General features: G+C 49.8%; 12 protein-coding genes. 10 read left to right on the plus strand and 2 right to left on the minus strand.

The features are described 5' to 3' along the window. Positions 1-604 precede the first annotated feature (604 nt). The 9 genes from AB1552_12205 (at position 605) to AB1552_12245 (ending at position 10040) form a co-directional block, all read left to right on the plus strand. On the plus strand, positions 605-4453 hold the full coding sequence (locus AB1552_12205; GenBank protein MEW6054530.1) for a hypothetical protein: 3849 nt from the start codon (positions 605-607) through the stop codon (positions 4451-4453). Beyond that, positions 4450-4941 carry a GspH/FimT family pseudopilin gene (locus tag AB1552_12210; GenBank protein ID MEW6054531.1) on the plus strand — a complete coding sequence of 164 codons (492 nt, stop codon included), beginning with the start codon at positions 4450-4452 and terminating at the stop codon, positions 4939-4941. Before AB1552_12205 ends, AB1552_12210 begins: the two co-directional genes overlap by 4 nt. Next, positions 4916-5383 carry a hypothetical protein gene (locus AB1552_12215; GenBank protein MEW6054532.1) on the plus strand — a complete coding sequence of 156 codons (468 nt, stop codon included), beginning with the start codon at positions 4916-4918 and terminating at the stop codon, positions 5381-5383. The genes AB1552_12210 and AB1552_12215 overlap by 26 nt, the downstream gene beginning before the upstream one ends. Next, positions 5380-6525 carry a prepilin-type N-terminal cleavage/methylation domain-containing protein gene (locus tag AB1552_12220; protein ID MEW6054533.1) on the plus strand — a complete coding sequence of 382 codons (1146 nt, stop codon included), beginning with the start codon at positions 5380-5382 and terminating at the stop codon, positions 6523-6525. Before AB1552_12215 ends, AB1552_12220 begins: the two co-directional genes overlap by 4 nt. 121 nt (positions 6526-6646) lie before the next feature. Then, positions 6647-7267, plus strand: a complete 621-nt coding sequence (locus tag AB1552_12225; protein ID MEW6054534.1) for a hypothetical protein — start codon at positions 6647-6649, stop codon at positions 7265-7267. A gap of 89 nt (positions 7268-7356) precedes the next feature. Continuing rightward, complete coding sequence (locus AB1552_12230) at positions 7357-8721, plus strand: sigma 54-interacting transcriptional regulator (GenBank protein MEW6054535.1); 1365 nt, start codon at positions 7357-7359, stop codon at positions 8719-8721. Between the two features lie 248 nt (positions 8722-8969). Further along, positions 8970-9299 carry a two-CW domain-containing protein gene (locus tag AB1552_12235; GenBank protein ID MEW6054536.1) on the plus strand — a complete coding sequence of 110 codons (330 nt, stop codon included), beginning with the start codon at positions 8970-8972 and terminating at the stop codon, positions 9297-9299. A 60-nt stretch (positions 9300-9359) separates the two neighbouring features. Beyond that, positions 9360-9743, plus strand: coding sequence for a NifB/NifX family molybdenum-iron cluster-binding protein (locus tag AB1552_12240; GenBank protein ID MEW6054537.1), 384 nt, complete (start codon positions 9360-9362; stop codon positions 9741-9743). 36 nt (positions 9744-9779) lie between these two features. Continuing rightward, positions 9780-10040, plus strand: a complete 261-nt coding sequence (locus AB1552_12245; GenBank protein ID MEW6054538.1) for a two-CW domain-containing protein — start codon at positions 9780-9782, stop codon at positions 10038-10040. Positions 10041-10081: 41 nt separating this feature from the next. On the opposite strand, the gene feoB is transcribed toward AB1552_12245, so the two are convergent. Together feoB and AB1552_12255 are read right to left on the minus strand one after the other, a co-directional pair. Continuing rightward, positions 10082-12055, minus strand: coding sequence for a ferrous iron transport protein B (gene feoB, locus AB1552_12250; GenBank protein MEW6054539.1), 1974 nt, complete (start codon positions 12053-12055; stop codon positions 10082-10084). Then, the gene (locus AB1552_12255; protein ID MEW6054540.1) at positions 12052-12552 is read right to left on the minus strand and encodes a transcriptional repressor; all 501 of its coding nucleotides are present in this window, start codon (positions 12550-12552) and stop codon (positions 12052-12054) included. The genes feoB and AB1552_12255 overlap by 4 nt, the downstream gene beginning before the upstream one ends. A 230-nt stretch (positions 12553-12782) precedes the next feature. Here AB1552_12255 and AB1552_12260 point away from each other — a divergent pair, with 230 nt between their 5' ends. Next, on the plus strand, positions 12783-13985 hold the full coding sequence (locus AB1552_12260; GenBank protein ID MEW6054541.1) for an argininosuccinate synthase: 1203 nt from the start codon (positions 12783-12785) through the stop codon (positions 13983-13985).

The raw sequence follows: 13985 nt of genomic DNA on the forward strand, positions 1-13985 counted from the left end.
GTAAAAAGACTTGGACTGATCAACAAGGGGGGATTTATCAGACTTACGATTGCAACTCAGGAAAGCTCTGTACTGAACAGAAAACGCAGTCTATTCGTTACCACCGCGCAAGCGGTTTAGTCCTTCTCGACATATTAATACCCCAAATCCAGCGATAGGAATAGTCATTGCGAGTGTAGCGAAGCAATCTCGTCGTATCATCTGAGATTGCCACGTCCCGAATGCTTTCGGGACTCGCAAAGACCTGTTTGTTACACACTTGAGTTATGTATCGCTGGATTTGGAGATATCTGATGCCTGAGGACATACATATACGCCCGGGGCGTCAGATCCCGGCATCGGAGACTTGTCAACATAAAATAATCTATGAAAAACAATATGATGCAAATTATATTAGCATTTGCTAATAATTGTGTGGTATATTCTTTTGCTCCGGCTGCTGTTGTGAGTGTGCCGAACAGGGAAACCGTTTTTCCCGCATCATCGGATAATACCAGTGGAACATGACAAATCGCAACATAGCATGGAACTGCATGACATATCCTCAAGAGAATGTCCGGGAGGATGTCCGTGCTGTACGCCCGCGGCAAGAATATACAGAGGCATGCGCATTATCAGTGTATGGATTTTTCTTTTTCTGTGTGCCATACCTCTCACCTCTTCTGCCGCTTCCATGAAGGATTACTGCATTGTCCCGCCGCATATTGCAAACGCAGGCGTCATGCCGAACATCATGATTGCGTACGAAAATGGAGAGGATGTGCTGAACAGGGCATATCCTGCAGATGAACTGCCCGGAGACCCCGGCGCCAATTTTGATAAGTCCAGGATACATTACGGTTTCTTTGACAGCGGACCGGATGACCGGTATGCATATGACAGCACGGGAGGCTATTTCATAAAGAACAATGCGTGCGAAGGAAAAAACTGCTTTGCGGGGGACCTGCTGAACTGGGCAGTCATGAGTTCACTCGATCTTTCAAGAAAGGCTCTCGTCGGTTTCGGATGGCCGGAACCCGGGACAGATTCGGGAGCAGGCAATGTATTTACATATAATGGCATCCTGTACAGTCTCGGGCAGGCACACGCTGCGACTGTCAGCGGAAGGGACCCATTCAGCGGGATTGAATATACCTTCTGTCTTTCAGGTTCTGACGGGTCAAATCCTACAGGCATACAGATAAGTCTCGGAAATCTTTCTCACTGTAACGCCGGCGTTGTGCTGGTGGACGGCAAAGTGAGAATACGGTATACCAGCGAAGACAGGACAGGTTTCCTGCAGCAATTTGCAGACAAAGATCAGGATTATCAGTATGACATGAATGCTCCGCGATTCGGGATCAGAAGATGGAACAGCGGAAAGGATACGCAGCAAGACATCCCAAGAGATTCTCCTCCCATGACCGCTTCAGAGAGGGAACAATACTTCAGGAATCTGCTCACCGCTGCGTCCGCATGGCCTCCCGCTGATCCTCAGACTCCATATCTCGCTGACATGATGCGGGAAATGGTGCACTATTTTACGGGATCAGCATCTTCATACAGTGATAATGACGGGTATTCCCAGACCCCCTATGCGTGGGCAGACGACCCTGCGAGGGCGTGCAGGAAGACGTTTGCAGTATTTGTGACAACAGGCAGACACCCCGGATCGGACAGCAGCAGGCTTTTGCCCCTTCCCGCGGCATGCGCTTCACTGCGTTATCCTGATGCCTTTCCGGCAAATGCATGCTATGCATACCATAAAGACCTCTATCCTGACGATGGTATCCGGCCGCGGCAGAACGTAAGTACCTATATCATCCATACGGCATATTATGGCAGCAGCGCTGATAATGAAAAGATGCTTGCGTATGCTGCGGCTGTCAGCGACGGGGAATATTTCAGAGTGAATCAGCCTGAAAAACTCGGAGAAGCCTTGTCAGCCGCTCTGAATGATATTCTGAAACGGATGGCTTCGGGTACCGCGTCCTCTATGCTTTCCTCCGGAGAGGGAAGCGGTGCCAATATGCTGCAGGCGCTTTTTTATCCGCGTACACCAATAAGTCCGACGGGAATGTTTGACAGAAAGGTTTCATGGATCGGGAGGCTGCAGAATTTGTGGTATCATGTTGACCCGTTTTTTGTGAAGAGCAGCATACGTGAGGATTCCAACGGTGACCGGATCCTCGACCTCTCCAATGATTATATTGTGCAGACCTATTACGATTCTTTGGAGAATGCTACGAAAACGGCTCTTTACGCTGACCTTGACGGCAACGGGGTGGCCGACAGCGCAGCACCTCTCAAGACAAAGCATCTGGAGACCCTCACAAGCCTCTGGGAAAGCGGCCTTGAACTATGGAAAAGGGATCTTGCAGTATCTCCGCGGGTTATTTACATTCCGGCTTCTGTAACAGGGGCGGGCACCCATACGAATCTGTCCCTCTTTTCGACCGGCAATGCATCTTCACTAAGGCCATATCTGGATCTGCCGGAATACGATTCTGACAGAGACGGGTTCAGGGACGGAGACCTCAATCATGACGGGATCGTGAACGATAATGATGCCAGAGTGCTGATTCAGTATATTCAGGGCGAGGATTTCTCATCGGCAAATCCTTCCTGCACATGGCTGAGGTCGAGAACTGTCGGAGTTGATCTGAACGGGGATGGCGATTCGGACGACACAGGGGAATCTCCGAAGGTATGGAGACTCGGAGATATTGTGAATTCTACCCCCAGGGTTGCGTCATGGATACCGCTGAACTCCTATCATACGGCCTATGGCGACACAACCTATGGAATGCAAAACATGATGCCGCATCCTGAGGAACCTGCTGATCCGGATCATTTTGTTACGAGCGCGCAATACAGGAACAGAGGGATGGTCTTTGCCGGTGCAAATGACGGGATGCTCCATGCATTTAAACTCGGAAGACTGGAATTCAGCGGTGCGTGGAAGAATTCGGAGACAAAAAAGGCAAGACTGAGGAATCCCGATCCCTCTACACCACTGGGACATGAGATGTGGGCATTCATTCCCAGGAACGTGCTTCCATATCTCAAATACCTCGCTGATCCCGGGTATTGCCATATCTATACAGTTGACCTGAGTCCGTATCTCTTCGATGCGAGTATCAACGGCTCTCCGGGAGGCAAAAAAACCGCAGACAGCTGGCGGACTGTGCTCATAGGGGGTATGAGATTCGGCGGGGCATGCAGGGATGCGGACAGTCAATGCAATTTGCCTTCCGGCGGAAGCTCTGACTGTGTGAAGTCTCCGGTCAGAGGCAATGGGTTGTCTTCCTACTTTGCACTGGACATCACTGATCAGACACATCCCCGCCTCCTCTGGGAATTTACCGATCCAAGGCTTGGCTTTACCACGACAGGGCCAGCGGTGGTAAGAATCGGAGAGGACAGAGATAAAAACGGCGAATGGTATGTGGTATTTGGTTCCGGCCCCACCGGTCCGATCAGTACAACAGACCGACAGTTTCTCGGTAATTCAGACCAGAACCTCAGCATTTTTATATTGAATTTAAGGGACGGAAGCATGGCAGTTCCCGCAATTGATACGGGAATCCCGAAAGCCTTTGCGGGTTCGATGATGAACGCTGCGCACGACAGCAACATGGATTATCAGGATGACGTGCTGTATGTCCCCTACACGAAAAAAGCTGCTGACAACACATGGACAGATGGAGGCATCCTCAGAATTCTGACCAACGGAACTGTACCGTCAGGCTGGTCCCTGAGCACGCTGATTGATTTTACCGGGGGTGAAGGCGGACCTGTGACTTCATCGGTTGCCAGGCTCCAGAACAGGAAAAAAGGGAATTTATGGCTTTATTTCGGAACAGGGAGGTATTTTTTTTCACAGGCCTCTGCAGCAGATGATCAGACGAAGCAGCGGCGTATTTTTGGCATTAAGGACCCATGTTTCTCGATTGCCGGGTTCGCCTCAGGGTGCACTTCCGGTATACGCGGACTGACTGATGTTACCAATACCCCGAACCTGAAGGATGAACCTGAGAACGGGTGGTTTATCAATCTTGACCCTGCCGGGAGTTTTACTTACCTGGAAGGCATCCCTTCTGCATCGGTGACAAAAAAATACCGGGCGGAAAGGGTAATCACAGACCCTGTATCAACAGGGTCCGGCCTTGTGTTTTTCACCTCCTTTAAGCCTTATGGAGACGCATGTTCCCTTGGAGGAAAAAGCTTTGTCTGGGCGGTCAAATACGATACCGGAGGATATGCGGGGGCACTGCTCAGGGGCAAAGCACTTCTTCAGACTTCGACGGGAAGCATTGAGCAAAAAGACCTTGGAACCGCGTTTTCCCCCTCGGATATGTCAGGAGGACGAAAGTCTTCCGCTATAGAGGGGGCACCACCTACCGCGCAGGGGCTCTCTGTAATCGCTCCCCCGCCTCCGGTGAAACGGGTACTGCACATGAGGGAAAAATGAGCAATCATCAGGGAATCACATTTATTGAGCTCGTGATCGCACTCTCCGTCGCTGCGGTACTTGTGGGAGTTTTCGGATTTTCATTCCACGGATGGATGGGGAGTTACGAGGTGGAGAGCCAGGTGAAAAACGTCTATGCGGATATGATGAATGCACGGGCGCGGGCCATGGATACAAACAGGACTTACTATATCACCATTACCCCCGATCATTATCAGATATGCGAGGATGCGGATGACAATGAGCAATATGAACCTGATATCGACAGCATACGCGGGGTTGTCAATACGAAGACGCTCAGATATCCGTCTTTATGGACGGGAATCATACGCGTTGACCACCGTGGCCTGGTTTCCGGGAATCCCGGACCAAACGGGACTATCCGTTTCAGCAACGAATCGAGCGAGCCGGATTACGACTGTATCGTATTCTTTGCGACACGAATCAATATCGGGAAATGGGATGGCAAAAACTGTATTGTTCAATGAGAAGGGAGTCACGCTCGTTGAGATAGTGATCTCATGTGTGGTAATGCTTCTGGTATCTCTTGCCCTGATGCAGACTGCATTGCTCGGAATCGAAACAAATTTCAGGAATATCCTGAGGGATGGGGCAGTAAGGATCGGTGAGATGAGGATGCACGAAGCCAGAAACCTCTGTTTTGCCAGGCTTTTAAGGGATGTGGAGGATGACATTCCTGATGACAATCTTGTGCTGGATGCATGCCAGAGGCCTCCAGTGAATGATCCGCGGTCCTATCCTGTGAAAGTGATAAGACCTTTCCGGAATATGACGAATTTCAGTTATGGAACCAGGAGGGAAGTGACAGACATGGGAGCGGATATGAAACAGGTCACGATTCTCGTAAGGTGGGTGTATAAAGACGAGTGTTCAACCCATTCAGTCTCCTCTATAGTGAGAAACAATTGATCAGGCATAATGAAGGGTTCACGCTGACTGAGCTTCTGATTACCATGGCTGTCCTGGTGCTTGTTCTCAGCGCAGCCTCCGAAGTTTTTACCGGCCTTTTGACGCATTTCAAACAGCAGGGAAAAATCGCGGAATCGAATATGGAAGGGAATGTCGGGCTCGAGATGATGAGGCGGGATTTAGGGCATGCGGGCTACGGCCTGCCGTGGTCCTTTCAGAATTCCATTCACTACAGCGAGGCTTCAGGGCATCCGGCACGCAAATACAATGATGCACCCGGAAGTCCTCCCCGTGCTTTCGTGAGCGGAAATAATACGGGCCCCAACGGTTCTGACTATCTGGTGATAAAGGCGACAAATGTTGCACGGAATAAAACATGCGACAAATGGACCGTGCTGGGACCTCTGCCGTTTGTTGCACCCTATAATCCCCGTTCCTGGATTCCGCAGACAGAGAACCTTGCCAAGTCTGATAGGGTTATCATCATTGCCCCGGGTGATACAGGTTTCAGCCGTTCCCTTGTGATGAGCGCAGAGGTGTTTTCAACCAATTATGGCAGTATCATGAATTCGCCATGGTCTCCTTCCGAGACTGCCGGGACCAGGATAGTGTATGGGGTTGACCCTGATACGGTGTTGAGGATGCCGTTCAACAGGGCTGATTACTTCATCTCACAGGCAAACGTTCCGAAAAAGTGCGCACCCAATACGGGTGTGCTTGAAAAGGCCATCATCAATCAGGGTAACGGGGGACAGAGTTTTTTGCCCATTCTGGACTGCGTTGCCGACTTTCAGGTGATTTACCGGCTTGATATGGACGGGGACGGAGCAGCAGAGACAGAGTCGGATGCTGATGGAAGTGTTGTCCTGAGTGCTGATGGAAATGCAAATGCCGCATCTGTCATGTCGACTTTTCAGAATGCCGCTGACCTCAGGCGCCGTCTCAGGGAAATAAGGGTATATATCCTTGCTCATGAAGGGCAGAAAGATGCACATTATGGTTATCCGGAGAATACGATTACAGTGGGAGAATATGGGCTGGGAAGTTCATTTAAACTCAATGAGAAGATAGGAACAGAGTGGACGCACTACCGGTGGAGAGTATATTCCATCATCGTCAAGCCGGGGAACCTCATGGGGTGAGTATGCCTGTCGTACATGCAGGAAGAGAAAACTTATGGGAGTGACGGACAAACAGACAGCAGGGAACAATTGCACATCTTGCGGAAGGCTGATCCTTCAGTCTGAAAAAGGGATTGCGCTAATGATGGTACTTGTGCTGTCTGCAGTTGTCCTCGCAACAATCGCAGGTCTGGTGTATATCATAACTTCCGGTACGCAGATCTCCGGCATCCAGAAACGATACAGGACTGCGCTTGAGGCAGGCATCGGAGGGGCCGGGATTGCCAGTGAGATCATAGGGCTCAGGGGAGAAAAATCTTCCCTGGAGGCCTTAGCGAAATCTCTGTCCTCGATCGACCTTTCCATCACGACCGCTGATTCGTGTACTGCACTTTCTTCTGCCACCTTCTGCAGCGCATTCGGCAGTTACACGGGAATAGTCACAAAATTACATGTGCCGACAGCCTGCTGGTCAGGGTGCGATTACTCACGTATAATTGATCCTGCCAGCAGAGCAACGTATGACTTCAGCTTTCGGCTGCAGGGAACTCCTTTCCCGTATCACGTGTACGCAAAAGTCGTGGATACCGTGCCGGGCAATACCGGCGGGGATGAGGATCTGGTCAAGTCCGGGGTAGTATCAGCGCACTCAGGCGAGGTTGTGGTAATGACGATCCCGTATCTGTATACCATTGAGGTGAATGCAGAGAATTCCGCCAACACTTCTGAAAAGGCCAGGCTGTCGATCCTCTATCAATACTGAACTGCAGGCAATGAGCACATGTTCCGGATGTGCGGTGTGAGGTCATGTACTTGATTATATGGGGCTTTCTGTCTGATAATTGATTAGGCATGTCTATTACTGCAAGGCACAAGAAACGGAAAGAGGACAACCAGTCAGTTGCAACGAAGATAATACTGGACAGCATCGCTGACGGGGTCTTTACGGTTGACAAGAACTGGAATATTACCTCTTTCAACCGCGCCGCAGAAAGGATTACCGGGATTCAATCAAGCGAAGCGATCGGCCGCAAGTGCTTCAATGTCTTTCACGCGAATATCTGTCAGACCGCGTGTGCGTTACGCAAAACACTCTCATCGGGGAAAGAGATCATTGACCTCCCGGTGAATATCCTGAATTACGAAGGCAGCATCATTCCCATTTCTGTCAGCACGGCACTTCTGAAGGACGAAACCGGCAGTATCATCGGGGGAGTGGAGACCTTCCGTGACCTTTCGACATTTGAAGCCCTCAGGAAGGAAATTGCGCGACAGTATTCGGTTGCAGACATCATCAGCAAGAACCATGAAATACAGGCGATTTTCGAAATCCTCCCTCATATCGCCGAAAGCGACAGTACAGTACTTATCCAGGGTGAAAGCGGGACCGGAAAGGAACTTTTTGCCAGGGCCATCCATAATTTGAGCAAACGTAAGAAGAAACCTTTTGTTGCGGTCAACTGCGGTGCATTGCCGGAAGCCCTCCTTGAATCTGAGCTGTTCGGGTACAAACGGGGTGCTTTTACAGACGCAAAACAGGATAAGCCGGGCCGGTTTGCGCTTGCCGAGGGTGGCACCCTTTTTCTGGATGAAATCAGCGACATTCCTTCCCTCTTGCAGGTAAAACTGCTCCGTGTGCTGCAGGAGCGGGAATATGAACCGTTAGGTGCAACTGCGGCATCGAAGGCGGATGTGAGGATTATCGCCGCCACCAAACAGAACCTTCTGGATATGGTACAACAGAAGATGTTCAGGGAAGACCTTTTTTATCGTCTGAATATTGTACAGATAGTACTGCCCCCCCTCCGCAGGAGAAAAGAGGATATCCCGCTCCTGGTGAATCATTTCATGAAGAAATTGAATCTTAAGACAGGCAAGAAACTATTATTTGTCTCAGACGATGTAATCCGCCTCTTAATGGCATACGATTTCCCGGGGAATATCCGGGAACTGGAAAACATCATGGAACATACATTCGTGATGTGCCGCGGAGAGCGGATTAGTGTCGAGCATCTGCCGAAGGAATTCAGGGAATCGTTCACAAAGGTACCATCAGCGAGAGCCTTGTCGCTGCATGATCGTCATCAGGAGTCTGAAGAAAGAACCATTCGGGAGGCTCTGGAACGGAATCTTGGCAGACGCTCGGCAACGGCAAAACAGCTGGGTATCCATCCAAGCACACTCTGGAGAAAGATGAAGCGGTTAAAAATACAGTAGACAAAGGACAGTTGCATTTTTGCAATAAAGTGCAATAATAAATTGCAATAATGCAATATCTTCTCCTTTCTGTGCTCTGTCGCATTTCTTCTGCAACTATTTGATAAATAATAATTAAAATTGCTCCTGCCACTCTGGCATTGTTTTTGCCCTATGTATGACAGATACCTTCACATTTGTACGGGTGGGGCATCGGGATCATGCGATTGTCAGGTGCCTCGGGCCGAAATACAGAGCCGGGAAAGGGGGTGAAAAAAGAAATCAGTGAAACGGCAGAGATGCAGAAGATAGACATCTATGAACTCCTTGAAATCAGTGACCCCGAAAGGAGCAATATGATGATGAAAATGAACTGCTGGGAATACAAGAATTGTGCAGATACAGGATGTCCTTCGTTACGTGAAGAGCGGTTTGACGGATTCAACAGCGGAAAAAACGGAGGAAGGATGTGCTGGTATACCAAGAAAATCGCATCCGGGAACAAGGGGAAAGGCGAACAAGCCGGAAAGTGCTCTCAATGCGATTTCTTTTCCAGGGTAGAACAGGAGGAAAATAGCAACCTTGTGATATTTGTATAGCAGAATATCCAACGGGCAGGAAAAACTCGCATGCAGAAACAGCACAGGAGGAGGGACAGGATGAAAATTTGCTTTCCGGTTCTTAAGGATAATGGTTTTGGAAGCAGAATACACCGGCATTTCGGTTCTGCACCTTTATTTATCATGTTCGAGACTGACAGCAGACAGGTAAACAGTATCAGGAACAGCGACCTGCATCATGAATACGGATCCTGCAATCCGATGAAGGCACTGAACAACCAGAAATGTGATGCGGTGGTAGTAAGCGGGATAGGCGCAGGTGCACTGAACAAACTGAACCGGCTGGGGATCAAGGTGTTTCAGTCTCAGGCACCCACAGTGAAAGAAAATATCGTTTTGCTGGAAGCCCGGAACCTTCCCGAGTTCACCCTGCAGCACTGCTGCCAGGGCCACAGGCTGAATGCAGCATGCAGGCATTATTGATCCCTGATTTACAGCGCGAGCGCTTTGGTGGCGAATATGAACTGCTGGGAATATAAAAGATGCGGTAAGGAACATCATGATCCGGAAGCTGATGCACCTGCTGTGTGTGCTGCCGCAACAGATGAAAGATTTGACCGTATCAACCATGGCACGAACGGAGGAAGGGTATGCTGGTTGATCAGGCAGATCCGGGCTGAAAGAAAGAAAAAGAGCATAGCCATAACGCACTGCTGCCGATGCGATTTTTTCAGATTGGTTGAAAAACAGGAAGGACTGCATTTTTTTGTATCCATGTAGGCATTTCCCTGCCATGATTGAAGCACGACAGATGAATCGTGTCAGATATGCAGGATGAGATTGAGTGCTCCGCCGACAAGGAGGGCAAACGGGATTATCAGCACCATCATGAGCAATGCAGTTTTCAGACCTCTCTCTTTTATCATCATGAAGAAGTTTGCGAGACACGGTACAAAAAGGGTCAGGGTTACCAGGCTTACAATAATCTGGGTTTCATCCATCAGTCCCTGCCGCGAGAGATCAAACAGGCCTGCTGCGCCATAATCTCTTCTGAGGAATCCCATGAGCAACGCCTCGGTTGCACGCGAAGGAAGTCCGAGGAATTGGACAACAAGCGGTGAAGCAGCCTGTTCTATCCAGCCGAGTATCCTGAACTTGTCAAGGAGAAAAAGGATAAAGGTGCCAAGAACAAAAAGAGGGACAGCTTCCTTTACGTACCATTCTATCCTGCTCAGAGTTTTCATGATGATGTTCCCCATGGTCGGCTTTCTCAGAGGCGGAAGCTCTACGAAGAAATCAGGTTTTTCCCCGGGCACTACCCGTGAAGCGAGATATCCGGTCAGGATGAGGACGAGTATCACAGTCCCTGCCCACCAGAGCATCGCCCGCAACGAGAGGGCACCGAGCATGCCGAATATCACCCCGAGCTGTGCCGAACAGGGAATGGCAAGGGCAATAAGGAAAGTTGCGATTATCCTTTCCCTTGATGTTTCAAGTATCCGGGTTGACATTGTCGCCATGGTCCCGCAGCCGAGACCGAGCACCATGGGCAGTATTGCTTTGCCGTTCAGTCCAAGATACCGGAATGCTCTGTCAGAGACTACGGCGAGCCGCGGCAGATACCCGCTGTCTTCAAGGAATCCGAACGCAAGGAAAAAAGTGGTCGTAATGGGCAGAATAATGCCGAGGGCGTATGTCAGAGCCATAGTAAATACCCCGTACTTTCCGATGAGCATGTCCTGAAGAAACGATACCGGGATAAGGCCTGTGACGACTTTCTCAACCACCGGGTTGAGATATTTTCCGAAAATAACCTCTTCAAGGAAATCCACAAGAACGCCTGCACCAAAAACACCGACAAATTCATAGAAACAGAAGATAACAAAGAGCAGTATGGGGAATCCCAGTACAGGGTGCATGGTCCAGCGGTTAAGGGCCTGCATGAACATGCCGGTCTGCCTCACGCCGCTCCTCTGGACTTTGCCTGTGACATCTTCCGCGAATCTTATCCTGCTCTGCCCGATTAAGGAAGAGATCGGCTCTTTCAGTTTCAGCTGGGCTTCGTCCCTTATGTCCTCAATCTGCTTGATATGTTCAGCAGAAAGGTTTGTCATGAGCCAATCCTTGAGGCTTTCGTCTCCCGACAGTATCATCAGGGAGACAGACCGTTTCGAAATATTCACGTCCGGAAGAAGTGCGGAGATTTTCTTTTCGTATTCTTCGATAATGTCGTGGTAACGTGCGGTTACCGAAGGGATTCTGGCTTTTGCAACGGCCTCCCGCAATCTTTGAATGCCTTTCCTCTGAGGCGCAACGGTGCCGATCACCTCAACGTTCAGGAGTTCGCCCAGCATCTGATAGTCTATCTCTATGCCCCGCGCCTTTGCTTCATCTTCCATATTGAGATCAAGGATGCAGGGCAATTCCATCTCAGCAAGCTGTATCAGGAGCATGAGGGCTCTTTTCAGGTTTTTTGCATCTGCAACCACGATAACCGCTTCAGGTCTCTCCTTCAGAAGGATATCCCTGGTGACCTTTTCATCCTCGCTCATGGGGATGAGATTGTTCACGCCCGGAGAGTCGATAATAAGAAAATCCCTGTCGCCGATAGGAGCATTTCCATATGATACTTCCACGGTTGTGCCCGGATAGTTTGAGACCGTCACGTATTTTCCGGTGAGAAGGCCGAAGATGACGCTTTTGCCTACATTCGGGGTGCCGAGAAGAATTACCTTGCTCTGGATGGTATCCGTACCGCGATGCCGCTGACGCTGTCTTTTTCTCTCTTTTTTCATTTCGTTTTCTTCCTGCATTGCCTGCACAGTCCCCTGATCTCCAGGGTGTGGTCGGTCCCCGTGAACCCCTGTTTCCTGCAAAGCTTGTCCTGAAGCCTTTCAAGTTCCCTGGAATAAAACTCGATGACATTTCCGCACTCTGTGCATAGCATATGATCGTGATGCTTCTGTCCGAAGGTATTTTCATAGATGGTACCGTGTTCGGTTTTGCTGACTTTCGCAATAAGGCCGCATTCGCATAGCAGGCTGAGAGTCCTGTACACTGACGCCCGTGATGCCTTCGACCCGGTCTCCCGTATCTGCAGATAGAGCGATTCGGGATCAAAGTGGCCGCCGCATGAGAGGGTTTTCCGGAGAATGACGGAACGCTCCTTGGTGAAGCGTTGCCCCCGGTCCCTGAGAAAATCCGCAAACGTTTTATTCTCTTTCATGTCTTTCAGAGGATTTACTGAAACAGTACCCCAGGGCTGCGGGATCATTTCCTCAGCGACTGGCAAAGAAGCAGGACTGGCTCCTCAGAACTGCACTGCAATCAAAATAATTAATTGATATTGAGTCTCAGTTACAATTTTATCAGTTCCTGCCGGAAAAAATCAAGGACTGAGTCACAGCGGGCAGGCCATCCGTGCGTGTTTTACATTTTTTTATGATTTATGCTAAGGTTTATTGTTATAGCCTGTGCTATAAAACTTTCCTGTAACAAACTAACTTATATGGAGGATTTCTCATGCTGAAAAAGATCGTCCTTGCCTATTCGGGAGGGCTTGATACCTCTGTGGCGATACAGTGGCTCAGGGAACAATATCATGCACAGATTATTGCCTTCTGTGCCGATCTCGGACAGGACGAAGCGATGGAGCCGATCAAAAAGAAGGCACTGAAGACCGGGGCATCAAAGGTCTATGTGGAAGACCTGAGAGAGGAATTTGTTCGCGACTACATCTTCCCCATGCTCAGGGCGAACGCGGTCTATGAGGGCGCATATCTGCTCGGGACATCCATTGCCAGGCCTCTGATTGCGAAAAAGCAGATCGAGATTGCCGTCAGGGAAGGGGCAGAGGCGGTAGCGCACGGTGCTACCGGAAAAGGAAATGACCAGGTGCGCTTCGAACTGACATACTATGCGCTGAAGCCCGGGATCAAAGTAGTAGCCCCATGGAGGGAATGGCCCTTTGATTCAAGACAGTCCCTCATCGAATATTCGGCGCGCCACGGGATACCGGTGACCGCAACAAAAGCAAAACCCTACAGTATCGACAGAAATCTGTTTCATATCAGCTATGAAGGCGGTATCCTTGAAGACCCGTGGAAAGAGCCGCCACAGGATATGTACACAATGATATCTCCGCCTGAAAATGCCCCTGACAAGCCCGTATATATCGAACTGACCTACCGCAAGGGTGATCCTGTCGCGATAAACGGCAAAAAACTGTCTCCTGCCAGGCTCCTTTCAGGGCTGAACTCCGTTGCGGGGAAACATGGCATCGGCAGAGTAGATATCGTGGAAAACAGATATGTGGGAATAAAATCAAGGGGCGTGTATGAGACGCCCGGAGGCACGGTACTCCACACAGCCCACAGGGCTCTGGAATCGATCGTCCTCGACAGGGAAGTGATGCATCTGAAGGATTCCCTTATCACACGCTATGCAGAACTTGTGTATTACGGGTACTGGTTTTCTCCCGAGAGGTCTGCGCTCCAGAATCTTGTTGATGATATTCAGAAGGATGTGAACGGCACGGTGCGGGTAAAACTGTATAAGGGCAGCTGTACCGTAGTCGGAAGAAAATCTCCGTATTCACTCTATAATCCGGAACTTGCGACATTTGAAAAAGAAGAGGTTTATAATCAGAAGGATGCAGAGGGATTCATCAAAATAAATGCGCTGAGGCTGAAGTTGGGTAAGCTGAAAAAAGGCGTGAAAAGGTGA

The organism is Nitrospirota bacterium (genome assembly GCA_040754395.1).
Lineage (GTDB): Bacteria > Nitrospirota > Thermodesulfovibrionia > Thermodesulfovibrionales > SM23-35 > JBFMCL01.

Bases quoted from the DNA above. Each gene is read 5' to 3' on its own strand.
- AB1552_12210 (MEW6054531.1), top strand. From the start codon at position 4,450: ATGAGCAATCATCAGGGAATCACATTTATTGAGCTCGTGATCGCACTC.
- feoB (MEW6054539.1), bottom strand. From the start codon at position 12,055: ATGAAAAAAGAGAGAAAAAGACAGCGTCAGCGGCATCGCGGTACGGAT.
- AB1552_12230 (MEW6054535.1), top strand. From the start codon at position 7,357: ATGTCTATTACTGCAAGGCACAAGAAACGGAAAGAGGACAACCAGTCA.
- AB1552_12225 (MEW6054534.1), top strand. From the start codon at position 6,647: ATGATGGTACTTGTGCTGTCTGCAGTTGTCCTCGCAACAATCGCAGGT.
- AB1552_12260 (MEW6054541.1), top strand. From the start codon at position 12,783: ATGCTGAAAAAGATCGTCCTTGCCTATTCGGGAGGGCTTGATACCTCT.
- AB1552_12215 (MEW6054532.1), top strand. From the start codon at position 4,916: ATGGCAAAAACTGTATTGTTCAATGAGAAGGGAGTCACGCTCGTTGAG.
- AB1552_12205 (MEW6054530.1), top strand. From the start codon at position 605: ATGCGCATTATCAGTGTATGGATTTTTCTTTTTCTGTGTGCCATACCT.
- AB1552_12240 (MEW6054537.1), top strand. From the start codon at position 9,360: ATGAAAATTTGCTTTCCGGTTCTTAAGGATAATGGTTTTGGAAGCAGA.
- AB1552_12245 (MEW6054538.1), top strand. From the start codon at position 9,780: ATGAACTGCTGGGAATATAAAAGATGCGGTAAGGAACATCATGATCCG.